Origin of the sequence: Arsenicicoccus piscis (genome assembly GCF_022568835.1) — a bacterium.
GTDB classification, from domain to species: Bacteria; Actinomycetota; Actinomycetes; order Actinomycetales; family Dermatophilaceae; genus Arsenicicoccus; species Arsenicicoccus piscis.
The window spans coordinates 35,164-58,423 of the sequence record NZ_JAKZHV010000012.1 but is presented as its reverse complement, the minus strand read 5'-3'; the positions used below and the strand labels follow the sequence as shown (position 1 = coordinate 58,423).

Sequence of the window (23,260 nt, the reverse complement as noted above, 5' to 3'; positions counted from 1 at the left end):
CGTGCCCACCGTCATCGGGGTCTCGATCGCGATCCCTGAGCCCTTCGGGAGCGAGCTGCAGCGCGCGCGAATCTCGTTCGGCGACACGGCGGCCGAGGGCATCCCGACGCACATCACCCTGCTGCCGCCGACCGAGGTCGACGACGCGACCCTCGGCGGGGTGCGCGCCCACCTCGAGCGGGTCGCGGCGGCCGCTCGCCCGTTCGTCGTCCAGCTGCGCGGCACCGGCACCTTCCGGCCGGTGTCCCCGGTGGTCTTCGTGCAGATCGCGCGGGGGATCCCGCACTGCGAGCGGCTCGAGCAGGCGGTGCGGCAGGGGCTGCTCGAGCGCGAGCTCGCCTTCCCCTACCACCCGCACATCACGGTGGCGCAGGGCGTGAGCGAGGAGAACCTCGACCGCGCGTTCGACGAGCTCGCCACCTACACCGTGACGTTCACCGTGTCGAAGTTCTACCTCTACATCCAGGGCGAGGACGGGGCCTGGCACCCGGTCGAGTCGTTCACGCTGGGTGCGTCGCACGCCGACCCGGCCGGGACGGCCTGACAGGCGCGTGACAGGTCGGCGGCAGGGCTCGCCGCGAGGCTGACGTGGTCGATCCGCACCATCGTCCCTCGGGGGAGAAGCCATGTCCGCACGCACCCAGGCCGACCCGGTCCACCTACGCATCACGCCGGTGGCGCACGGCGACGCCGTCGCCCTCCTCTCGGTCTTCGCCGGCATGTCGGCGAGGTCGCGATACCTGCGCTACCACACCGGGATTCGCACCCTGACCAGTCGGATGGTCAGCCACCTGACCGACCTGGCCCCCGGTCGCCACGTGGCCCACGCGGCCTGGCTGGGTGCCGAGCCGGTCGGTCTGGTGCGCTGGATCCGATCCACGGCCGCACCCGACCGCGCCGACCTGGCACTGGAGGTCGTGGACGGGGTGCACGGGTGCGGCATCGGGGCGCTCCTGGCGGCCACGAGTGCGCGCTCGGCGAGCGCTGAGGGGGTGCGCTGGCTGCACTGCTATGTCGACCCGGAGAACGTCCGGGTGCGTGCCTGGCTGCTGGCGCGCGGCGCGGAGCGGGACCTGATCGACCCCAGTGCGCTACTCGTGCCGGTCGAGACCGTCTGTGCCGCGGTGTAGTGCCAGCCGCAAACGCCCTTGTCACCAGCGCCCGGCCAGTGCTTGGCTGAGGTGTGCGCGGGGAGGTGCTGGGCCCGCTCCTGCTCACCGTGGACGGGAGCGACGTCACGCCGCACGGGCAGCGCCCGCGCGACGTGCTCGCCGTGCTGCTCCTGCACCGGCGCCACGGCCTCTCGGCGGAGGCGCTGCTCGACGCCGTGTGGGCGCGCGACGCCTCGCCGACCTCGGCCCTGTCCGTAGCCCCGGTGCACACGGTCGTCGCCCGGCTCCGCCGCACGCTGGGGTCGGGCGTGATCGAACGCTCGCACGGCGCCTACCGGCTCACGCCCGACCTCGTCACGGACGTCGATGCCTTCACCGCGCTGGTCGACGAGGGTGGCCGCAGCGCCCGCGGGGGCGAGCCGCGGCAGGCCGCAGGCGCGTACCGGGCCGCGCTCGCCCTCTGGCGCTCCGACGAGGCCTACGCGGGTGTGTCCGACCACCTGGTGAGTGCCGAGCGGGCTCGTCTCGCGGAGAGCCGGTGGGCGGCCGTCGACGGACTCGTGAGCGCCCTGCTGGAGCTGGGCTCACCGACGGACCTGATCGAGGCGTTGGACCGGGCTCAGGAGGACCTGCACGCGCACCCGCTGCGCGAGCGCTCGCCCGAGCTGGCCATGCGGGCGGCCTACGCCCTCGGCCGACAGGCGGACGCGCTCGAGATCTACCGTGACCTCGCGCGACGGCTCCGCACGGAGCTCGGGGTAGACCCTGGCCCGGCCATCGCTGAGCTGCATCGGCGCATCCTGGAGCACGATCCGGAGCTCCGCGTCCCGGACGCACCTCCTGCGAGCCAGGTGCCACGAATTCGGCTGCGGGCCACCAGACTTCCCGTCCCCGAGAGTCCCACCATCGGTCGGGAGGACGAGGTGCGCGCGGTCCTGGCGGCGCTGGCCGCGGGCCATCGGCTGGTCACCCTGGTCGGGCCGGGCGGGGTCGGCAAGACCCGGCTCCTGGCCGAGGTGGGGCGCGCGCTCGCCGGCAGCACCGAGCTGGCCTACCTCGACCTGTCCGGCCTGGCCGGCATCGCGACGGAGCCAACCACCACCACGACCACCACCGTGGGCGCGGGCGACGGGGCGGGTGTCGATGTCGAGGAGCTGGCCGAGGCGGGCGCGCGCGCCGTCGGTGCCGGGATAGGAGGGCACAGCTCGGCGCTCTCGGCGCTGGCGACCTTCCTCGCGGGGTCGCACACCCTGGTGCTCGTCGACGAGGCCGAGTGGCTGGTCGCGTCGACGTCCGCGCTGCTCGGGACGCTGCTGACCCGTTGCCCGGCAATGCGGTTCGTCGTCACGTCCCGAGTCCCGCTGGAGCTCGTGAGCGAGCGGCTGGTGCGGGTGGACCCCCTGGCCTGCCCGTCGGCGGACGCCACGGCCGACGAGATCGCGGCAGCGCCGGCCGTGCGGCTGCTGGTCGAGCGGCTGCTGGACCAGACGGCCGATCTCTTCCAGCGGGGCGTCGACTGGCCGCTGCTCGCGCGGATCGCGCGCACGGTCGACGGGCTGCCGCTGGCGCTCGAGCTGGTGGCCGGGCGGGTGCCGGACCTGACCCTCGCCCAGCTTCACCGGTTGGCATCGGAGCCGTTGGATGTCTTTGCCGCAGAGCGGGATCGGCGACCTCGGCAGCGGTCGCTGCGCGAGACGCTGCGGTGGAGCGTCGAGCGGCTCGAGCCCCAGGCGCGCACGGTGCTGGGTCGGCTTGGCGTCTTCGTCGGCGCCTTCGACCTTGCTGCCGCCCAGGCCGTCACGGGTGACGATGGCGTCGACCTCGGCCCGCTGCTGAGCTCGCTCGTGCGCGACGGTCTGGTGCAGGTCGACCGCGCCGGCGTGGCGCTCCATGGGCGGCTGCTCCACCCCGTGCGAGCGCTCGCCCGCGAGATGCTGGTCGCGGCCGGGGACGAGGCGCTGGTCCGCTCGCGGCACCGCGAGTGGTACGCCGCGCGCTGGCGCGAGGCACCGCTCGGCGACGAGCTGATCGAGGACGTCGGTGGGTCCTACGAGGACTACCTCGCGGCCTTGCAGGACGCCCTCGCGGCGGCGGACGGACCACGCGTCGCGGATCTGGCGGTCACGCTCACGCGCTACTGGCTGTTCACCGAGTCGGTGACCGTGGGGATGCGTTGGACCGGTGTGGTGCTGGAGGCGGGTGTCCTCGATCCCCGACGTCGTGCCGAGGTGCTCGTGCTGCGTTCCGGCCTCGCCGCGCACGGCTGCCTGGTCGAGGCGACGACCGCGCTCGACGAGGCCATCCCGCAGCTGAAGGAGCGCGGCGACGAGGACTGGCTGGTGCTGGCGCTCATCTCCCGCTCCGTCGAGCGCTACTCGCGCGGCGACCTGTCGGGCGCGCTAGCCGCAGCCGACGAGGCTTCCGGTCGGGCCGGGGCGAGCCCGACGCCGGTGCAGGCGGAGGCTCTGGCCTGCCTGTCGGTGATGCAGGCAGCCGTGGGTGAGAGCGGCGCAGCGCTGGTCACGGGGGAGCAGGCCTGGGCGCTCGCCAGCGCGGCCCCCTCTGCCACGACCTTCTTGTCGGTCACCACCAAGGTCGGCCTGGCGCTGACCGAGTCCGGCCACGCCGCAAGGGCGCTCAGGATCCTGGACCGTGCCGAGGAGTTGGTCCGCCGCGACCTGGGCCTGCCCCCACCGAGCACCGTGCACCTGAACGCCGGCTGGGCCGCGCTCGCGCTGGGCGACCCTCCGGGGGCCGTCCGCCGCGCCGCGCGTGCAGTCGCCGGGCTCGCGGAGGGGTCCGAGCTCACCGACGTGGCAGAGGCTTTCGTCGTGTGCGGCCTGGCCTGGGCGGCGTCCCAGGACGACCGGGCAGACCTGGCGCTCGACGTGGGGCTGGATCTCGCCCGCATCGGTGGGATGGTCCTGAGCCCTTGGCAGTCCGCGATGGTGGCCCGGATACGGCCCGCGGGGCCCGCGAGGCCAGACGGCGCCGAGGCGTCAACGTCCGACGCCTCGGCTCAGCTGGCCGTGTCGGGCATCGGCCTGCAGGAGGCGGCACTAAGCCTTGCGGCGGGACTTCGCGCCGATGCGGCGACTGACGAGCAGGCCGGCGCCGGCTAGGAGCACCGCGAGCACCCCTGCGCCCCAGTAGCGCTCGACGAACGACCCCGCCTGCCCCGTGGCCTCCGCGTTGACCGGGGTCGGGGTCGGCGCCGCAGCTGCGGACGCTCCTGCCGCCGGGGCAGAAGGGCTCGCGGAGGGTGCTGTCGCCGTGGCGGAGGGCGAGGTCGGCGCCGTCGAGGGCGCGCCGTCGGGGCCCACCGTGCCCGCGTCCACCAGCCGGCCGACCGGGGTGACCTTCGTGGCGTTCGCGAACGCCCAGTCGACGAGCGCGCCGGTCTGCTCCCAGTCGACCGTGTCTGAGCACATGTAGCTGACGACGATCGACCGGCTGCCCCGCGTCGCCGAGCCGACGAAGGTGCGGTGGGCCTGGGTGGTGTAGCCGGTCTTGATGCCCGTGGCACCCGGGTAGTTGAGGAAGAAGTGGTCGAGGTTGGGGACCTGGTAGGGCGGGACGACCGTGCCGTTGGCCATCTTGGCACCGGGGAAGGTCGCGGTGCGAGTGGTGATGTAGGAGCGGAACTCCTTGTCGCGCATGGCTTCTCGACCGATCAAGGCCAGGTCGTAGGCACTGGAGTGCTGCCCCGGCGTGTCCAGCCCCGACGGGTCCTTGGCGACCGTGTCGAGCGCGCCGAGTCGCTGTGCCTCGGCGTTCATGGCGGCCAGCGTCGCGGCCCGGCCGCCCGGGTAGGTGCGGGCCAGCGCGTAAGCGGCGTCGTTGGCGGAGAACATCAGCAGCGCCTGGAACAGCTGCTGCACCGAGTAGGCGTTGCCGGCGACCATGCCGACCCGCGTGCCCTCGGCGTTCGCGTCCTCCTCCGTGGCCGTGACGACCTTCTTGGGGTCGAGCGCCGGCACCAGCACGGTCGCCGTGAGCGTCTTCAGGGTGCTCGCGGGCAGCAGCTGGGCGTGCGGCGCCTTCGCTGCGTAGATCGCTCCGGTGTCCTGGTCGGCGACCACCCACGACGTCGCGTTGAGCGCCGGCGGCGCCGGCGTGCCGGGGTGCGGGTGCACCACGACCCCGTTGCCGCCTAGGGCGCTGCCACCGACGACGTTGGCCCGCGCCGGCACGGTGGGCCCAGGCAGGCTCGTGGTGGGGGCGGGAGCCGGTGTGGGTGCCTTGTGCGCGGAGGGGGACGGGTGGAGCGTCGGCTTCGGCACCGGCACGTTGACCGTGGTGCCCGGGCAGGGCGGTCGAGGTGCCGCGACGGCCGCCGGCAGCGGTGCCGTGGCGGCCCTGGCCGTGGTGGTGTCGGCGGCAGGGGTCGGTGCCGCTGCTGCGGGCGGCGCGCCGAGGCTCAGCACGGCCAGGCAGCAGCCCACGGCGACGGTGTGGCGAGGGACAGCACCCATGACGTGGTGCCACCTCCCCTGCGCACGGTCTACGGACGACTTCTGACAGCTGTCGTGAGCACCCTAGGGGACCGTCCTGCCAGCGCCAACGCGACGCGGCGGCGGTGGCCTAGGGTGATGCCCATGAGCCGGCTGTGGTCCATCATCCCGGCGGGCGGGGCCGGCACCCGGCTCTGGCCGCTGTCCCGCGAGCGTCGCCCGAAGTTCCTGCTCGACCTCACCGGCAGCGGTCGCAGCCTGCTGCAGCAGACGGTCGACCGCCTCGCGCCGCTGGTCGAGGGCCGCGTCCTGGTCGTGACCGGCGCCGACCATGCCGACCAGGTGCGCGCCGATCTGCCCGAGCTGGGGGAGCAGGCGGTGCTGGTGGAGCCCTCCCGCAAGGACTCGATGGCCGCGATCGGCCTGGCCGCGGCCGTGGTCGAGGCGCAGGACCCGGACGCGGTGGTCGGGTCGTTCGCCGCGGACCACGTCATCGCCGACCCGGACCGCTTCCGCGCGTGCGTGCAGGAGGCGGTGGTGCTGGCCGAGCAGGGTCACCTGGTGACGATCGGCATCACGCCGACCGGTCCCGCCACCGGCTTCGGCTACATCCGCGTGGGTGCGCCGCTCGACGTGCCGGGTGCCCCGCGGGGTCGCGCCGTCGCGGAGTTCGTCGAGAAGCCGGACCTCGAGACGGCCCGCGGTTACCTCTCCACCGGTGAGTTCCTCTGGAACGCAGGCATGTTCGTAGCCCGTGCCAGCACCTTGCTGGATCTCCTCGCCGACCGCGACCCCTCCTTCGCGCAGCGGTTGCGCGACATCGCCGCCGACCCCGCGTCGCTGGCAGAGGTCTGGCCGAGCCTGCCGCGGATCGCCATCGACCACGCCGTCGCCGAGCCGGCCGCCGCCGCAGGTCGGGTCGCCGTGGTCCCCGGTGATTTCGCGTGGGACGACGTGGGCGACTTCGCCTCGCTCACCGGCGTGCTGCCCACCGATAGCTCCGGCCTGGCGATCCTCGGCGACCCGGCGCGGGTGCACGGCGAGGGATCGAGCGGCCTGGTGGTCGCCGGGACCGAGCGAGACGTGGTGGTCCTGGGGATGACGGACGTCGTCGTCGTCGACACCGGCGAGGTGCTGCTCGTCACGACGCGCGAGCGCGCCCAGGACGTGAAGGGCGTCATCGAGCGGCTGAAGGACGCCGGCCGGACGGACCTGGCGTGACGGCCACCCTGCCTCCACCTGAGCTCCTCGACCGCACCTCGCCGCGCGGGCGGGCGGTGCTCGTCGGGCTGACGCTCGGCAGCGGTGTCGCGATCCTCGACGGCAGCGTCGTCAACGTCGCGCTGCGCAGCATCGGCACCGAGCTCGGCGCGTCGATCGCCGAGCTGCAGTGGGTGGTCAGCGGCTACCTGCTGGCGCTCGCGTCCCTCGTCCTCGTGGGCGGGGCGCTCGGGGACCGGCACGGCCGGCGCCGGGTCTACCTGATCGGCGTGGGGTGGTTCGGAGTGGCCTCGGCCCTGTGCGCGCTCGCCCAGACGCCGACCCAGCTGATCGCTCTACGCGTGCTGCAGGGGGTGGGGGCCGCCCTGCTCACGCCGGGCGCGCTGGCCATGATCCAGTCGTCCTTCCGACCACAGGACCGCGCCGCCGCGATCGGGACGTGGGCGGGCTACTCGGGCATCGCGGCCGCCGTCGGTCCGCTCGTCGGCGGCTGGCTCGTAGAGCACACCACCTGGCGCTGGGTGTTCGCGATCAACATCCCGCTCTGCCTGGCCGTCCTGGCGCTCACGGCGCGCAACGCGCCCGAGACGCGGGGCGAGGGGGTGCAGGGTCGACGCTTCGACGTCACCGGTGCGGTGGTCGGGGCTGCGGCACTCGCCGTGCTGACCTTCGTCCTGACCGCGGGTCGCACGGGAGGGACGGCCCTGCTCGTCGGCGGCGGGCTGCTGACGGCGGCCCTCGGCGCCGCGTTCGTGGTGGTGGAGCGCCGCTCGGCAAACCCGCTCGTGCCGCTCGCGCTCTTCGGGTCGCGGGTGTTCAGCGCCGCCAACGCCATGACCTTCCTCGTCTACGGCGCTCTCGGGGCCGTCTCGCTCTTCGTCGTGCTCGAGCTGCAGGCGGCCGGGTGGGGCCCCTTGGAGGCGGGTGCCACGAGCCTGCCCGGCACCCTCGCGTTGATGCTGCTGTCGTCGCGGGCCGCGGCGGTCGCCGAGCGGATCGGCCCGCGCATCCCGATGACGGTGGGGCCGCTGGCCTGCGCAGGAGGTGTGCTGCTCCTGCTGCGGGTGGGCCCCTCGGCGGCGACCTGGGCCGACGTGCTGCCCGGCATGATCGTCTTCGCCCTCGGCCTGGTCACCCTCGTGTCCCCGCTCACGGCCGCGGTCCTCGCCGCCGCCCCCGTCCGCCACGCCGGCGTGGCCAGCGGGGTGAACAACGCTGTCGCGCGGGCGAGTTCGCTGCTTGCCGTGGCGGCGCTGCCCGCCGTGGTCGGGCTCTCCGGCGACGACTACCTGCACCCGTCGACGATGACCGTCGGCTATCACGCCGCCCTGCTCTGGTGCGCCGGGCTGCTCGCCGCGGGTGGGCTGATCAGCTGGGTGGGTCTTGGTTGAGGCGCGGACGTCTCCGACGCGTCCAACGCGCCGGACGCCCCCCACGCGTGAGGATCGGGCCACATCGCCGACCCTGGCGGCGCGGCGCCGAGGCCCCCCGTCTAGGCTGAGGACATGGCCGAGACCGCAACCGAGAAGCGCACTGCACGCACGGAGTCCGACCTGCCTCTCGAGGCGGTCTACGACGCTGAGTCCCTCGCCGGGTTCGACCCGGAGACCCGCCTGGGCAAGCCCGGTTCCTACCCCTTCACCCGCGGGGTCTACCCGACGATGTACACCGGTCGGCCGTGGACCATGCGGCAGTACGCCGGGTTCGGCACCGCCCAGGAGTCCAACGGGCGCTACCACGAGCTGGTCAACGCAGGCACCGGCGGTCTGTCCGTCGCGTTCGACCTGCCGACCCAGATGGGCTACGACTCCGACAGCCCGCTCGCGAGCGGCGAGGTCGGCAAGGTCGGCGTGGCCATCGACTCGATCGACGACATGGGTGTGCTGTTCAACGGGCTCCCGCTGGACAAGGTGTCGACGTCGATGACGATCAACGCGCCCGCGTCCACGCTGCTGCTGATGTATCAGCTGGTGGCCGCGCAGCAGGGCGTCGAGGCCAAGCAGCTCACCGGCACGATCCAGAACGACGTGCTGAAGGAGTACATCGCCCGCGGCACCTACATCTATCCGCCGGCCCAGTCGCTGCGACTGATCTCCGACATCTTCGCCTACTGCAACAAGGAGATCCCGCGCTGGAACACCATCTCCATCTCGGGCTACCACATGGCCGAGGCGGGGGCGACGCCGGTGCAGGAGGTCGCGTTCACGCTGGCCAACGCCAAGGCCTACGTGCAGGCGGCGCTCGACGCCGGGCTCGACGTCGACGCGTTCGCGCCGCGCCTGTCCTTCTTCTTCGTGGCCCGCACCACCCTCATCGAGGAGGTCGCGAAGTTCCGCGCGGCCCGGCGCGTGTGGGCACGGATCATGAAGGAGCAGTTCGGCGCCCAGAACCCCAAGTCGATGATGCTGCGCTTCCACACCCAGACCGCGGGCGTGCAGCTCACCGCCCAGCAGCCCGAGGTCAACATGATCCGGGTCAGCCTGCAGGGCCTCGCCGCCGTCCTCGGCGGCACCCAGTCGCTGCACACCAACTCCTTCGACGAGGCCATCGCCCTGCCGACGCAGAAGGCCGCCCGCCTCGCGCTGCGCACCCAGCAGGTGATCGCGTTCGAGACCGACGTCTGCAAGACGGTCGACCCGTTCGCCGGGTCCTACGTCGTCGAGTCGCTGACCAACGAGATCGAGGAGGCCGTCTGGGACCTGCTCCAGCAGGTCGACGACCTCGGCGGTGCGGTCGCCGGCATCGAGCAGGGCTTCCAGAAGGCCGAGATCGAGCGCTCCGCCTACGCCCAGCAGCTGCAGATCGACTCGGGGGAGCGGGTCGTCGTCGGCCTCAACAAGTACACCCTCGACGAGGAGGAGCACTACGACCCGCTGCGCGTCGACCCGCAGATCGAGATCGACCAGTGCGAGCGCCTCGAGGTGCTGCGCAAGGGTCGCGACAACGCGGCCGTCGACAAGGCGCTCGACGAGCTGCGCCAGGCCGCCGAGGGGCGAGGCACCAACCTGCTCCTGCCGATGAAGGAGGCGCTCGCGGCCCGGGCGACCGGCGGCGAGGTCAGCAACGCGCTGCGCGACGTGTGGGGGATGTACGTCCCGCGCGACGCATTCTGATCGACACCGACGGCGAAACCCACGCGGGGTAGTCTCCGGTCGTGTGTTTCTCCGTCTCCTCCAGCGCTAGAGCGGCGTCCTCCGACCCCGCTACGTCCATCGACGAGCTGCTCTCCGGGCTCGGCGCCCTGGTCGCCGAGCTCGAGCCCGGCCTGATCGCCTTCCGGCGGGACGTGCACGCCCACCCCGAGCTCGCGCACGAGGAGACCCGGACCACGACCCGCATCGCCGAGGTGCTCGCGGAGGCGGGGATCGCCTTCACCACGCTGCGCGGCACCGGCCTGCTCGTCGACCTCGGCGCCGCCCGCCCGACCCGTCGGGTGGCCCTGCGCGCCGACCTCGACGCGCTGCCGCTCACCGAGCGCTCCGGGCTGCCCTTCGCCTCCAGCTGGCCCGGGGTCTCGCACGCCTGCGGCCACGACGTGCACACCACGGTGCTGCTCGGGGCGGCCCTGGCCCTGGCGCGGGTCGAGGCCGAGCTCGAGGCCCGCGGCCTCGCCGTGCGCTGCATCTTCCAGCCCGCCGAGGAGGTCTTCCCCGGCGGGGCCGAGGCGGTCATCGAGCAGGGGGCGCTCGACGGCGTCGACGTGGTCTACGCCCTGCACTGCGACCCGACGCTCGAGGTGGGCCGGGTTGGCCTGCGGGTCGGCCCGATCACCGCGGCCTCGGACCACCTCGAGGTGCGGCTGCGCGGCGCGGGTGGCCACACCAGCCGTCCGCACCTGACCCAGGACCTCACCTACGCGCTCGCGAAGGTCGTCACCGACGTGCCGGCGTCGCTGTCCCGCCGGGTCGACCCCCGCTCGGTCGTCGCGCTGGTGTGGGGCAAGATCAGCGCCGGTGACGCGGCGAACGTCATCCCCGAGACCGGGGTGGCGCTCGGCACCGTGCGCTGCCTCGACGCGGAGGTCTGGGACGCGATCGGGCCGCTGCTGCAGGAGCTCGTGCACGCCGCGGCTGCGCCCTTCGGCGTCGCCGTCGAGGTCAACCACGAGCGCGGGGTGCCCCCGGTCGTCAACGACGCCGCGGCCGTGGCCAGCCTGCGCAGCGGCATCACCGCAACGCTCGGCGCGGAGGCGGTAGCCCCCACGCCCCAGTCCCTGGGCGGCGAGGACTTCTCCTGGATGACCCGGCACGTGCCCGGCGCCCTGGCCCGGCTCGGCACCAAGACGCCCGGCGGACCGTCCTACGACCTGCACCGTCCCGACCTGGTCGTCGACGAGCGCGCCATCGGGGTCGGCGTGAGCACGTTCGTCGGAGCGGCGCTGCAGGCCCTGCTGGTCCCGGCGCCCTGAGCGACCGCAGTGATACGGGCGCAGTGATAACGGTTCGCTGACAGATCACCCCCTGGGGAGCCTCCGGTGCCCGCGGCCGTGGAGGCTGGGGCTACTGTCAGCCCATCACTGCTCGACGAAGGAGTTCCCCTTGAACCGCTCGCTCAAGGTAGCGGCCGCCGTCTCGGTCGCCTCGATCGCACTCGCTGCCTGTGGCAGCAACAGCTCCGGTGACACCCCCAGCGCGGGTGCGGGCGGCTCGGCCGCCGGCAGCGCGGGGGGCAACGTCAAGGTCGGCATGGCCTACGACGTGGGTGGCCGTGGCGACCAGTCGTTCAACGACTCGGCGGCGGCCGGCCTGGACAAGGCCAAGTCCGAGCTGGGTGTCGCGGTCAAGGAGTCCACCGCGAGCGCCGGCGAGGCCGAGTCGGCCCGCGAGGAGCGCCTGCAGCAGCTCATCGAGGCCGGTTACAACAACATCGTGGCCGTCGGGTTCGCCTACGCCCCCTCGGTCGCCAAGGTCGCCAAGGACAACCCCGAGGTCAAGTTCGCGCTGATCGACTCGACCGACGCCAAGGGTGCCAACATCCAGAACGTCGTCTTCTCCGAGCAGGAGGGCTCCTACCTCGCCGGCGTCGTCGCGGCGAAGAAGTCCAAGACCCACCACATCGGCTTCGTCGGTGGCGTGCAGACCGACCTGATCAAGAAGTTCGAGGCAGGCTACACCGCGGGCGCGAAGGCGACCGACCCGAGCATCAAGGTCGACGTCAAGTACCTCACCCAGCCGCCGGACTTCTCGGGCTTCGGTGACCCGGCCAAGGGCAAGACCGCGGCCGAGGGCATGCTCTCCTCGGGCGCCGACATCGTCTACCACGCCTCGGGCGGCTCCGGCGCCGGTGTCTTCACCGCCGTCAAGGCCAAGCCGGGCGCCTGGGCCATCGGGGTCGACTCCGACCAGGCCAAGACCGCCGCGGCCAACGTGCGCGACATCATCTTGACCTCGGTGGTCAAGCGCGTCGACGTCGGTGTCTTCGAGTTCATCAAGCAGGACAAGGAGGGCACCTTCAAGTCCGGCGAGGCGGTCTACGACCTCAAGTCCAACGGTGTCGAGCTGGCCACCACCGGCAACCACATCGGCGACCTGAAGGCCGAGCTCGACAAGGTGAAGGCCGACATCATCGCCGGCACCATCGTCGTCCCGAGCAAGTAGCACGTCGCTCGCACGCGCCTTGCTCGGCGTCGTGCGGCCAGATCCACCGTTCGGCCCTGGCGGGCCCGGCCCGAGGGAGTTGACCCCTAGGCTGGGCCCGCCAGGTCCGGACCGACGAAGGAGCGTGCGCCATCTCCTCCACCCTCACCTCGCCGCGGGGCGCTCACCCTGACGGCCAGGTTCCTCCTGCCGTAGAGCTCGTCGGCATCACCAAGCGCTTCCCCGGTGTCGTGGCCAACAAGGACATCACCTTCTCGGTCGCCAAGGGCACGATCCACGCCCTCGTCGGCGAGAACGGCGCGGGCAAGTCGACGCTGATGAAGATCCTCTACGGCGTGCAGCGCGCCGACGAGGGCACGATCGCCATCGACGGCGTCGTGAAGACGTTCAAGTCACCGTCCGACGCGATCGCGGCCGGCGTCGGCATGGTCTTCCAGCACTTCATGCTCGCCGACAACCTCACCGTCCTCGAGAACGTCGTCCTCGGCGCCGAGAAGCGGCACGGCATCGGCGACGGGGCGCGCGAGCGGATCCGCGCGATCAGCACGGAGTACGGCCTCGGCATCGACCCCGACGAGCTGGTCGCCGACCTCGGCGTCGGCGCCCGTCAGCGGGTCGAGATCCTCAAGGTCCTCTATCGCGGGGCCCAGGTCCTCATCCTCGACGAGCCCACCGCCGTGCTCGTCCCGCAGGAGGTCGACGAGCTGTTCGACAACCTCAAGGCGCTGACCCGCGAGGGCCTCACCATCTTGTTCATCTCGCACAAGCTCGACGAGGTGCTCTCGGTCGCCGACGACATCACCGTCATCCGCCGCGGCACCACCGTCGCGACCGTAGACCCTGCCACGGTCAACTCGCGCCAGCTCGCCGAGCTGATGGTCGGCTCGGAGCTGCCGACGCCGCAGACCGAGGAGTCCACCGTCACCGACCGCGCCGTGCTCGCCGTCGAGCACCTGGTGCTGTCGGCCCGCACCGGGACCCGGCGGGTGCTCGACGACCTGTCCTTCACGATCCACGCCGGAGAGGTGCTCGGCATCGCCGGCGTCGAGGGCAACGGACAGGCCGAGCTCGTCGAGGTGATCATGGGCATGCGCGAGCCGAGCGCCGGCAAGGTCTTCCTCCAGGGCACCGACATCTCCGACTGGGACGTGCGTGAGATCCGCGAGGCGCAGGTCGGCTACATCCCCGAGGACCGGCACCGGCACGGGCTGCTGCTCGAGGCGCCGCTGTGGGAGAACCGCATCCTCGGTCACCAGACCCAGCGGCCCAACGTCAAGGGGCCGCTCATCGACGCGGCCGGCGCCAAGACCGACACGACGCGCATCGTCGAGGACTACGACGTGCGCACGCCGTCGATCTTCGTCACCGCCGGCTCGCTGTCCGGCGGAAACCAGCAAAAGCTCATCATCGGGCGCGAGATGGCGCACGACCCCAAGGTGCTCGTCGCGTCGCACCCCACCCGCGGTGTCGACGTCGGCGCCCAGGCCTCCATCTGGAGCCACCTCAAGCGGGCCCGCCGCGAGGGTCTCGCGGTGCTGCTGATCTCGGCCGACCTCGAGGAGCTGATCGGTCTGTCCGACACCATCCGGGTGATCCTGCGCGGCCGGCTGTCCGACCCGTTCGACCCCGACACCGTCACCGCCGAGCAGCTCGGCGCCGCGATGACCGGTGCCGGCGCCGGTGCCGCCGGTGCCGTCGGCACCGCAGGCACCGCAGGCGATGCCGCACCCGACCCGGAGGCCACCCGATGAAGCTCGACGCCCGACGCATCGGCCTGTCCCTGCTGGCCCCGGTGCTCGCCCTGGTCGTGGCCTTCGTGATCACGTCGCTGATCCTGCTGCTCGCCGGCGACCCGGTCGCCGAGGTGTGGAGCACCCTGCTGCGCGAGCCGCGCCCGCGGACCGTCGTCAACATCCTCAACGGCGCCGTCGTCTACTACCTGTCCGCCATCGCGGTCGCCATCGGCTTCCGGATGAACCTGTTCAACATCGGTGTCGAGGGGCAGTACCGCATCGCCGCGTTCTGCGCCGCGGTCGTGGCGGCGCAGGGCTACCTGCCCGGCTTCCTCAACATCCTGCTCGGCCTGGCCACGGCCATGGTCGCCGGCGGGCTGTGGGCCGGGATCGCGGGCTACCTCAAGGTCAAGCGCGGTGTCTCCGAGGTCATCTCGACCATCATGCTCAACGCCATCGCCACGTCGCTGGTCGCCTGGCTGCTGACCAAGGCCCGCGACACGAGCGCCGGCAGCGGCTCGAACGTCACCAACACCAAGGCCATCCCGCAGTCGTCCCAGCTCGACGGCTTCGCGCTGGTCCCGGGGGCCAGCAACAAGGTCTACACGCTCCTGGTGCTGGCGGTGCTGGTGGGGGTGCTCTACTGGTTCGTCCTCGGCAAGACCCGGTTCGGCTTCGACCTGCGGGCCGCGGGTCAGAGCGAGACCGCGGCCGTCGCGAGCGGCGTGAAGGTGCCGCGCATGGTGCTCACCACGATGATCCTCTCGGGTGCGGTCGCCGGGCTCGTGGGCATGCCGCTGCTCTTCGGGCAGGACCACAACTACGGCACGACGTTCCAGCCCGGCCTCGGTTTCGCGGGCATCGGCATCGCTCTGCTCGGGCGCAACAACCCCATCGGCATCGGCATCGGCGCGCTGCTGTGGTCCTACCTCGACCAGCAGTCCAACAGCCTGCAGATCACCGCCGGCGTGGCCCCCGAGCTGGTCTTCATCATCCAGGGCGTCATCGTCCTCGCGGTCGTCATCGCCTACGAGCTGGTGCGCCGGCTCTCGGTGCGGCTCGAGCAGTCCAAGGTAGCCCGTGAGCTGGCCAGTCCCAGCGCCCCGACCCCCGAAGGAGCCACGGCATGAGCGCCGCCGGACTGACCGTGGGCTCGGACCTCGAGCCGCCGACCACGACCTCACGTCGTCGGCGGTTGTCGCCCGCGATGATCGCGGGGCTGGTCTTCGCCGCCATCCTCGTCATCGCCGTCCTGCGCACCGTCACCGGAGAGAACGACCTGGCCTCGTCCGGTGCGCTCGTTGCCGCCCTCGGTCTCGCGGTCCCGATCGCATGGCCGGTCTCGGCGGCCTGTGGTCCGAGCGGGCCGGCGTCGTCAACATCGGCCTCGAGGGCATGATGATCCTCGGCACCTGGGGCGCGGCGTTCTTCGCCTACCACTGGGGTGCCTGGGCCGGGATCATCGGCGCCATCGTGCTCGGCGCGATCGGCGGTGCCATCCACGCGCTCGCCACCGTGGTCTTCGGTGTCGACCAGATCGTGTCGGGTGTCGCCATCAACCTCATCGGCATGGGCGGGGCGAAGTACCTCGCCGCGCGCACCTTCACCGGCACCCCCGGCGGTGGCGCGACCCAGTCCCCGCCGCTGCCGGACCTGCCATCGATCTCGGTCCCGGGCGTCTCGGACGGGCTGCTGTCGCTCGAGAGCCGGCACCTGTTCTTCGTCTCCGACCTCGCCGGCATCCTCGCCGCCCTCGTCACCAACGTGTCCGTGCTGACGATCATCGCGATCCTCGTCGTGGCCGCAAGCTGGTGGATCCTCTGGCGCACCGGCTTCGGCCTGCGGCTGCGCTCGTGCGGTGAGGCCCCGCAGGCCGCGGAGACCCTCGGCGTCAACGTCTATCTCTACAAGTTCGTCGCGGTGCTGATCTCCGGTGGCCTCGCCGGTCTCGGCGGCGGCTTCCTCTCGCTGGTCGCGGCCAACATGTTCCGCGACGGCCAGACCGGCGGGCGCGGCTACATCGGCCTCGCCGCGATGATCTTCGGCAACTGGCGACCCGGCCCGCTCGGCCTCGGCGCGCTGCTGTTCGGCTATTTCGACGCCATCCAGCTGCGCGGCGGCGCGGTGCACGCGCTGCTGCTGCTCGCTGCGGTGGCCGCCGTCGCCTTCGGCGCCTGGCAGATCGTCCGCCGCCAGGTCCTCGGCGGGGCGATCACCGTCATCGTCGGCCTCCTGGTCGGCTGGTGGTACTTCTCGTCCGACGCCGTGCCCGGCGAGCTGACCTCGGCGGCGCCGTTCGTGGCCACGTTGCTCGTGCTCGCGTTCGCGTCGCAGTCCTTGCGGATGCCCGCAGCCGACGGTGTGGTCTACCGCAAGGGCGAGGCCACGTGAGCCCTGCCCCGCAGGTGGACTGGGCGCTGCTGCGGGCGACCGCCACCGAGGCGATGCGCACCGCGTATGCGCCGTACTCCCACTTCCCGGTGGGTGTCGCCGGTCTGGTGGACGACGGCCGGGTCGTCAGCGGCTGCAACGTCGAGAATGCCGCCTACGGCGTCACCCTGTGCGCCGAGTGCGGCATGATCTCCGACCTCGTGCGCGGCGGCGGCGGTCGGCTGGTCGCCGTGGCCTGCGTCGACGCCGACGGGGCGGCGCTGATGCCGTGCGGCCGCTGCCGCCAGCTGCTCTGGGAGCACGGTGGCCCGGACTGCCTGGTCCAGACCCCTCTCGGGGTGCTGGCGATGAGCGCCGTGCTGCCGCAGGCCTTCGGCGCTCCTGACCTGGACCGGGTGGCCGAGGGTGCCCGGGTGGCTGAGGATGCCCGGGTGGCTGAGGATGCCACCGAGCGCGATGCCTGAGATGGCCGACCCGGCCGACCCGTCCGCCTCGCCCGGTGCGAGCCTGCCCGCGTTCGAGGACGACCTCGCCGAGCCGGGGATCCTCGACCCGGTCGCGCTCTACCCACCCGGCGACGTGCCGGACACGGCCGTCATCTGCTTCTTCCCCGAGACCGTGGAGCGGATCGGGCACGCTCCCGGGTCATCGGTGTCGCTGCCGTTCGACGGCTTCCTCGGCTCCCGCAACCTCTACGAGCGCGAGCACCGGGGCCGCCGGGTCGCGTTCTTCTACCCCTCGGTCGGAGCGCCGCGGGCGGCGATGTATCTCGAGGAGGCGATCGCGCGCGGGTGTCGCCACTTCATCGCCGTCGGCTCCGCCGGAGTGCTCGTGCCCGAGCTGGTGATGGGCCACCCGTTCGTCGTGACCTCCGCCGTGCGCGACGAGGGCACGTCGGCGCACTACCTTCCGCCGGGGGCCGTGGTCGAGGCGCCGCCCGAGGGCGTGACGGCGCTGGTCGAGACGCTGACGGAGGCCGGTGTCGCGTTCGAGCAAGGACGCACGTGGACCACCGACGCGATCTACCGGGAGACCCGCTCGCGGGTGCAGCGGCGGATCGCCCAGGGCTGCGCGGTGGTCGAGATGGAGGCCGCAGCGTTCTTCGCCGTCGCGGCCTACCGGGGCGTGTCGCTCGGGCAGATGCTGTTCAGCGCCGACTCGCTCGCCGGGGACGCCTGGGACCACCGCAGCTGGCACCGCGCGCAGGACGCGCACGAGGCGGTCTTCTGGCTGGCGATGGACGCCGCCGTCCGGCTCGCCGAGCAGGGCAGCGCGGGCAAGCCGTATGTCCCCGCGCGCGTGGGGGAACTGTGACAGGAAGCGGTTCGCTGGACCAGTGACCTCGCTGGACCACCGACCGACCCGACGAAGGGAGCACCATGGGACTCCTCGACAAGCTCTTCGGCCGCTCTGAGAGCCAGCAGCAGACCCAGCACCAGGGCTACCAGCAGGGCTACCAGCAGCCGAGCCAGCAGCGTTATCAGCAGGGCTACCAGCAGCCGGCCCAGCAGGGTTACGCGCCGATGGGAGGCGCAGCGGGTCAGTCGGGACAGGGCCGACCGGGCAGCTCGCGCGAGCGGACCGCCGACGAGCAGGCGATCGCGCGATACCGCTACCTGCTGGAGACCGCGCCGCCCCAGGACATCGAGAAGGCCCACGAGGAGGCCTTCGCCAAGCTCACCCCGCAGCAGCGTCAGCAGGTGCTGACCCAGATCTCCGCCGGCAGCGGCGAGCAGGTCGGGGGTGACGACCCGCGCTCGTTGGCCCGCGCAGCGACCCGCGCCGAGATCCGCCAGCCGGGCTTCATGGAGCGCACCTTCGGCGGTGCCGGTGGTGGCATGGCCGGCGGCATGGGTGGTGGTGGCATGGGGATGGGCCGGATCATCGGCGGCTCCATGCTCGGCACCATCGCCGGTGTCGTGGTCGGCACGGCTGTGGCCGGGGCGCTGATGGAGGGCTTCGACACCTGGGACAACGCGACCAATGGCGGCGAGGACCCGGTCGACGGGTCCGCCGACGCGCAGGGCTTCGAGGGCGACCAGGGAGACCAGGGCTATGACGGCGGCCAGGGCTTTGAGGGTGACCAGTTCGCCTCGGGTGACTACGCCGACCCGGGAGTCGACAGCGGCGGGTTCGACTCGGGTGGCTTCGACGGTGGTTTCGACGGGGGCGGCTTCGACTCGGGTGGGTTCGACGGGGGCGGCTTCGGCGACTTCTGACTCGAGTCCGCCTGAACGGAGACAGTGGCAGTCTGCTGGTCAGATGTGACCTGCAGACTGCCACTGTCGTTGCGTCACGGCAGGTGCGCCGCGTCGATCAGGCGTGCTCGGGTGGGAACCCGCCGGTGGCGATCGGGCCCCAGCCGGTGATCGTGATGCGGATGAGCGACTTGTCCTGGGTGGCCATGGCCTGGCGGTACTCGTCCCAGTCCGGGTGCTCGCCCGAGATGCAGCGGAAGTACTCGATCAGACCCTCGAGCGCGTCCGGCATGTCGAGCACCGGTGACATCTGCGGGCGGCCGTCGGCGCGGGTCGTGACCAGGCCCGCTGAACCGCCAGATGGTGGCAGTCTGCTGTTCAGATGTGACGTGCGGACTGCCGCTGTCAGTGCGCCACGGCGGGTTCGGCGAGCTGCGCCCGGCGCAGGTTGCTGTGCACGGCGTGGCCGGCGGCGAGCGCCAGGACCACCCCGATCAGCAGCGTCGAGGCGCCGATCGGGAGCGGGCTGAAGCCGATGCCGAGGCAGGCGACGGAGACCACGACCGCAGGCAGCAGCTCGCGCATGGGCTCGTGGCCGCCGACGACGTGGATGATCCCCAGCGTCAGCAGGTAGAGCGCCACGCCCACCGACAGCGCGATGGCGATGGGCAGCGCCTGGACGTGCGCGACGTGCTGCGCGACGTCGACCCCGGCCGCGAGCGCCGCGCCGATGCCCGCCACGGCGGCGAAGATGATCAGGTGACCGTAGCCGAACAGCATCGGCAGCTCCGAGCTCTCGACGATGTCTACGTGCTCGCGCTTGAAGTACATCCACCAGATCGAAAAGATGATCAGCAGCGCGCCCACGATCAGCATGACGAGGTCGGCCGAGAAGTGACCTTCCTCCATCACGCCCTGGATAGCCTGCACGATGGCGAGCACGACCTCACCGAGCACGATGATCGTGAACAGGCTGTAGCGCTCGGCGATGTGGTGCGGGTGGTAGGGCGTCGGTCGCCGCCGCTCGGCCCACACCGGCACGGCGAGCTCGCAGGCCATGAACACGAAATAGGTGGTGGTGGTCAGCGTCCCGTCATGGATCCACAGCCGCGCGATCCAGAGCAGCTGCACGATCGTGATGCCGATGGCGTAGCGCACGGCGGTGCCGCGGCGTGGGCCGTCCTGCTGCGCCGCACGCAGCCACAGGCACACCATGGCGAACCGCATCACCGCGTAACCGGCGACCGCCATCAGCGACTGGCCGCGGCGAACAGTGACGGGATGCCGGCGGCCAGCATCAGCGCGCCGGTCATGATGACGAAGCTCAGCACCCGGAAGACGACGTCGTCGTTGTCGTAGGCGCTGGAGTACCAGGTGTAGTTGAGCCAGGCCCACCAGATCGCGCCGAACGCCATGACGTAGCCGAGCAGGGCGTTGTAGTGACCCTCGATCAGCGCGTGGTGCCACTGGGCACCGGCGCTGGCGATGGCGACGACGAAGATCAGGTCGAAGAAGAGCCCCAACGGGCTGGCCACGCGATGAGGCTCGTGCGGGTCCCGAGGGACGACCGGGCTGCGCCAGGGCACGACGGGGTAGGGCTGCATGGCGCCAGTATGACCGCCTTAGAACGTTCAAGTGGTCAGGGTCAGCCGGTGGGCCACAGGGTGAGGTAGCGCGTGGCGAGCGCGTCCCAGCGGGTCGAGCTCGTCATCGTGGTCAGCTCCGCGAGGGTCAGCGGCATCGTCGTGATCGTGCCAGCCTTCTCGGGGGGGATGCGGTTGACGACCGAGATCTCGACCTGGGCGTCGTCGCTGCGGCTCTGGGTGCTGGCCCACAGCCGCGCGTCGGCCGGGCCACCGGGCACCTCGACGCGGTCGAACGTGACCACCTGGCCCGCCGGCACGGTGCGCTCGTCGCAGGCACGCACGTCGGACTTCGTCCCGGCCTTGAGGGTGGTGCAGTCGGGCGGCGAGCTCATCGAGGCGCGGAACCAGTTGACGGTGAGCAGCGCGCGACCCGTCGCGTTTTGGATCGTCAGGCCGACCGACGGCGCCTGGGCGGCGTCCTTCGTCGGCGAGGTGGACGCCGCGACGACGGTGGTGCCTGCGGGCAGCAGCGCCTCGACCGCAGCGCGGGTGTCCTGCACGAGGGCCTCGCGCTGCTGGGCCGGCGTCCGCGCCGTGCTCGGCGCGGAGCGGCTGACGTTCGGTGTCGGACCGGGCGTCGGGCTGACCGAGCTCGTGGCGGGTGCCACCGGGGTGGGCGTCTGGCCGAGCGGGTGGCTCGCGAGCCCCCACCCGGCGGCCACGACGGCGACCGTCGCAACCCCGGCACCGGCCGAGCGGATCATGGTCCGACGCCGCCGGGCGCGCACGCCACGGTGCAGGCCACCCTCGACGAGGGCGGAGACGTCGATGTCGTGGTGCTGGTGCTCGAGATCCTCGAGGGACTGTCGAATCCTGGTGTCGTTCATGGCGACCCCTTCTCTCGGTGCGCGTTCGTCGGTGCGCGTTCGTCAGTGCTCGCCGAGCTCGACCAGGAGCTCGGGGCGGCGCAGGGCGGTGATGGCGCGATGGGTGGCCTGGCGGACCCAGGCCTCGGTCTTGCCGAGCAGGCTTGCCGTGTCGGCGATGCTCAGGTCGTCGAGATAGCGCGCCACGATCACGACGCGTTGCGTCGGGTTGAGCTGGTCGAGCAGTCGCTCGATGGTCACCCGGTCGACCACGGTGTCGACCTCTCCGGGCCCGTGACTCTCGGGGAGGGTGTCGGTCGGGCGCTCGGTCGAGGACTTGCGGCGCATCTTGTCGATGAACAGGTGCGTCAACGTGGTCCGGGCCTAGGCACCGGGGTTGCCGGCACGGTCTACCGAGGACCAGTTGAGGTAGAGCTTGGCCAAGGTGTTCTGGACCAGGTCCTCCGCGAGGTGGTGGTCCGACGTGAGCAGGAACGCCCGCCCGTAGAGCGACCTGGCGTGCTGGGTCGCGAAGCGGGTTAACGCCTCGTCGTCGCGGGCCATGTCCCCCTCCGCCTCTGAGCCTGCGGGCCCCGGTCTGCCGCCCTCCGGTGAGTGCGGTCCTGTCCTCAAGGACGCATCAAGGCTCCGTCTGCGTGACAACGTCGTCGTGGCGCCCGTTGTAGCGCAGCGAGCTCGGCGCACACGTCGCCTCGCTGCCGATGGCGAGATCGGTGGCGATCGCACCGGTCTCGCGCAGCTCGAGCAGGCGCGGCACGACCCGGTCCCGCAGCGACCACGGGTCGATGGTGTTGAGGTAGATCTTGGTGCCGCCCTCGAAGCCCGCGAGGGTCGAGACGCGCCACTTGAGCATGATCCGCCACGGCATCGGCAGGTCGACGTCGCGCGGGCGGTGGTGCCACTCCTCGTTCGTCGGCACGCGCGCGCCGGTGGCGGCGTGGCACGCGTGCACGAGGTCGGACATGGCGCGCAGCTCGGCGGGGGAGTGGTCCCAGGGGTTCGACTGCTCGCTCTTGGAGAAGACCTCCAGCGTCGGGTAGCGGTGCCCGAAGCCGGCGAACGCGATCGCGTGCTCGTTCTCCGCGACGACGAGGTTGTGGTAGCCCGCGTAGTTGACCGCCGCCTCGTTGTAGAGGTTCGGGTTGGCCCGCAGCCGGGACAGCTCGAGCTCGGTCTGCACGCCGCGCTCGTCAATCGTGACGAGCTGCTTGTGCAGGTGGTCGAAGGAGGCGCCGGCGGGCTTGAGCCAGTTCTGGAACACCGCCACGTAGGGGGCGTACCGGTTGGCCTCGTAGAGCTCCCGCAGGGCATCCACGGTGAACGCCAGGTAGGCGTGGTGCTCGTCGGGCGTCAGGGTGCCCGCCGACGCGAGCTGGTCGTCGGTCGTGGCGCCGTCGACGAGGTGGCGACGCGCGACGATCACGTCGTGGCCGCCGGCGAAGAAGCTCGTCGACTCGGCCATCCGGTCCTCGAGCGGCGTTGTCTCCCAGTCGCTCTCGGAGCGGCCGGACGCGAGCCAGCGCGACCGGAGCACCGCCAGCACGTGCTCGCGGCCGGCGCTCGTGGCGAGGTAGGCGGCCTGCCGCTCGCGTGCCGCGGCCGGCATCTCGTAGCCGTAGTTGGTGTGCCAGTAGTCGTAGGACAAGATCTCGAACAGGTTCGGGACGCGGCGCAGCTCCGCCGTCGTGTCGTAGACCTCATCCGCCCCGACGCCGGTCAGCACCAGGCCACCAGCGTCGCCGGCTTCACCGGTGCGGACCAGCCGCGCCTTCTCCGGCGGCGTGTCGAGATAGCGCTGCTCGCAGAACGCGCAGAGCCGGCCGAGGTCCTCGGGAGCCACCGGCGAGGGGTCGACCTGCGGCAGCCCGAGCGGCCGGTTGGCGCGCCCCGGCACCGTCCACACCTGGGACCCGGTGAACGGGTTGAGCTGCTTCACCGTGCCGTCGGCCATCCGGGTCAGATAGCTCGGCGGTGGCAGGTAGGTCGTCTGCACGCTGTCCATCCTGCCGCAGCCACCCCCGCGCCGCAGGTGGTCCCGGTTACCCTGCCGCCATGCCTGACCTCGCGATCACCGCAGTCGC

At 72.0% G+C, this 23,260-nt stretch carries 22 protein-coding genes and 1 pseudogene; 15 read left to right on the top strand and 8 right to left on the bottom strand.

What is annotated here, in order from left to right; translation table 11 throughout:
* Nucleotide 1: 1 nt before the first annotated feature.
* The 3 genes from MM440_RS16710 (at nt 2) to MM440_RS16700 (ending at nt 4,234) form a co-directional block, all read left to right on the top strand.
* Nucleotides 2-544 (top strand): 2'-5' RNA ligase family protein, encoded by a 543-nt coding sequence (locus MM440_RS16710; protein ID WP_241446489.1) that lies wholly within the window; start codon nt 2-4, stop codon nt 542-544.
* A gap of 82 nt (nt 545-626) precedes the next feature.
* A complete protein-coding gene (locus tag MM440_RS16705) occupies nt 627-1,130 on the top strand; it encodes a hypothetical protein (RefSeq protein ID WP_241446487.1) in 504 nt (167 codons plus the stop codon).
* A gap of 65 nt (nt 1,131-1,195) precedes the next feature.
* Nucleotides 1,196-4,234: an AfsR/SARP family transcriptional regulator gene (locus tag MM440_RS16700; protein ID WP_241446485.1), complete on the top strand. Its 3,039-nt coding sequence runs from the start codon at nt 1,196-1,198 to the stop codon at nt 4,232-4,234.
* Here the strand turns inward: MM440_RS16700 and MM440_RS16695 are convergent.
* Nucleotides 4,172-5,587 (bottom strand): D-alanyl-D-alanine carboxypeptidase family protein, encoded by a 1,416-nt coding sequence (locus MM440_RS16695; protein WP_241446477.1) that lies wholly within the window; start codon nt 5,585-5,587, stop codon nt 4,172-4,174. The two genes, MM440_RS16700 and MM440_RS16695, sit on opposite strands and share 63 nt — an antisense overlap.
* Nucleotides 5,588-5,710: 123 nt before the next feature.
* On the opposite strand from MM440_RS16695, the gene MM440_RS16690 reads away from it, so the two are divergent.
* The 12 genes from MM440_RS16690 (at nt 5,711) to MM440_RS16635 (ending at nt 18,727) form a co-directional block, all read left to right on the top strand.
* Nucleotides 5,711-6,787: a mannose-1-phosphate guanylyltransferase gene (locus tag MM440_RS16690; RefSeq protein ID WP_241446468.1), complete on the top strand. Its 1,077-nt coding sequence runs from the start codon at nt 5,711-5,713 to the stop codon at nt 6,785-6,787.
* On the top strand, nt 6,784-8,178 hold the full coding sequence (locus MM440_RS16685; RefSeq protein ID WP_241446466.1) for an MFS transporter: 1,395 nt from the start codon (nt 6,784-6,786) through the stop codon (nt 8,176-8,178). Before MM440_RS16690 ends, MM440_RS16685 begins: the two co-directional genes overlap by 4 nt.
* 114 nt (nt 8,179-8,292) lie before the next feature.
* On the top strand, nt 8,293-9,900 hold the full coding sequence (locus MM440_RS16680) for an acyl-CoA mutase large subunit family protein (RefSeq protein ID WP_241446464.1): 1,608 nt from the start codon (nt 8,293-8,295) through the stop codon (nt 9,898-9,900).
* A gap of 98 nt (nt 9,901-9,998) precedes the next feature.
* Nucleotides 9,999-11,195, top strand: coding sequence for an amidohydrolase (locus tag MM440_RS16675; RefSeq protein ID WP_241446552.1), 1,197 nt, complete (start codon nt 9,999-10,001; stop codon nt 11,193-11,195).
* A 130-nt stretch (nt 11,196-11,325) separates the two neighbouring features.
* On the top strand, nt 11,326-12,384 hold the full coding sequence (locus MM440_RS16670; protein ID WP_241446462.1) for a BMP family lipoprotein: 1,059 nt from the start codon (nt 11,326-11,328) through the stop codon (nt 12,382-12,384).
* Between the two features lie 230 nt (nt 12,385-12,614).
* On the top strand, nt 12,615-14,135 hold the full coding sequence (locus tag MM440_RS17505; RefSeq protein WP_241446454.1) for an ABC transporter ATP-binding protein: 1,521 nt from the start codon (nt 12,615-12,617) through the stop codon (nt 14,133-14,135).
* Complete coding sequence (locus MM440_RS16660; protein WP_241446453.1) at nt 14,132-15,247, top strand: ABC transporter permease; 1,116 nt, start codon at nt 14,132-14,134, stop codon at nt 15,245-15,247. The genes MM440_RS17505 and MM440_RS16660 overlap by 4 nt, the downstream gene beginning before the upstream one ends.
* Nucleotides 15,244-15,516 (top strand): hypothetical protein, encoded by a 273-nt coding sequence (locus MM440_RS16655; RefSeq protein ID WP_241446451.1) that lies wholly within the window; start codon nt 15,244-15,246, stop codon nt 15,514-15,516. The genes MM440_RS16660 and MM440_RS16655 overlap by 4 nt, the downstream gene beginning before the upstream one ends.
* Entirely contained in the window at nt 15,450-16,508 is a 1,059-nt protein-coding gene (locus MM440_RS16650) for an ABC transporter permease (RefSeq protein WP_241446450.1), read from the top strand. The genes MM440_RS16655 and MM440_RS16650 overlap by 67 nt, the downstream gene beginning before the upstream one ends.
* The gene (locus tag MM440_RS16645) at nt 16,505-16,972 is read left to right on the top strand and encodes a cytidine deaminase (protein WP_284284610.1); all 468 of its coding nucleotides are present in this window, start codon (nt 16,505-16,507) and stop codon (nt 16,970-16,972) included. Before MM440_RS16650 ends, MM440_RS16645 begins: the two co-directional genes overlap by 4 nt.
* On the top strand, nt 16,965-17,822 hold the full coding sequence (locus tag MM440_RS16640; RefSeq protein WP_241446448.1) for a nucleoside phosphorylase: 858 nt from the start codon (nt 16,965-16,967) through the stop codon (nt 17,820-17,822). The genes MM440_RS16645 and MM440_RS16640 overlap by 8 nt, the downstream gene beginning before the upstream one ends.
* A 65-nt stretch (nt 17,823-17,887) precedes the next feature.
* The gene (locus tag MM440_RS16635; RefSeq protein ID WP_241446445.1) at nt 17,888-18,727 is read left to right on the top strand and encodes a hypothetical protein; all 840 of its coding nucleotides are present in this window, start codon (nt 17,888-17,890) and stop codon (nt 18,725-18,727) included.
* A gap of 97 nt (nt 18,728-18,824) precedes the next feature.
* Here MM440_RS16635 and MM440_RS16630 read toward each other — a convergent pair.
* From MM440_RS16630 to MM440_RS16605, 7 genes and pseudogenes are all read right to left on the bottom strand, one after another.
* A pseudogene (locus MM440_RS16630) lies at nt 18,825-19,007 on the bottom strand (pyridoxamine 5'-phosphate oxidase family protein); the annotation flags it as partial.
* A 104-nt stretch (nt 19,008-19,111) separates the two neighbouring features.
* A complete protein-coding gene (locus MM440_RS16625; protein ID WP_277626845.1) occupies nt 19,112-19,957 on the bottom strand; it encodes a low temperature requirement protein A in 846 nt (281 codons plus the stop codon).
* Complete coding sequence (locus MM440_RS17140; RefSeq protein ID WP_277626844.1) at nt 19,957-20,310, bottom strand: low temperature requirement protein A; 354 nt, start codon at nt 20,308-20,310, stop codon at nt 19,957-19,959. Before MM440_RS17140 ends, MM440_RS16625 begins: the two co-directional genes overlap by 1 nt.
* 41 nt (nt 20,311-20,351) lie before the next feature.
* Nucleotides 20,352-21,179: a hypothetical protein gene (locus MM440_RS16620; RefSeq protein WP_241446443.1), complete on the bottom strand. Its 828-nt coding sequence runs from the start codon at nt 21,177-21,179 to the stop codon at nt 20,352-20,354.
* Between the two features lie 42 nt (nt 21,180-21,221).
* Complete coding sequence (locus MM440_RS16615) at nt 21,222-21,530, bottom strand: sigma factor-like helix-turn-helix DNA-binding protein (protein WP_241446441.1); 309 nt, start codon at nt 21,528-21,530, stop codon at nt 21,222-21,224.
* Nucleotides 21,531-21,542: 12 nt separating this feature from the next.
* A complete protein-coding gene (locus MM440_RS16610; RefSeq protein ID WP_241446439.1) occupies nt 21,543-21,722 on the bottom strand; it encodes a sigma factor in 180 nt (59 codons plus the stop codon).
* 76 nt (nt 21,723-21,798) lie between these two features.
* On the bottom strand, nt 21,799-23,181 hold the full coding sequence (locus tag MM440_RS16605; RefSeq protein WP_420914186.1) for a DUF4921 family protein: 1,383 nt from the start codon (nt 23,179-23,181) through the stop codon (nt 21,799-21,801).
* Nucleotides 23,182-23,260 lie beyond the last annotated feature (79 nt).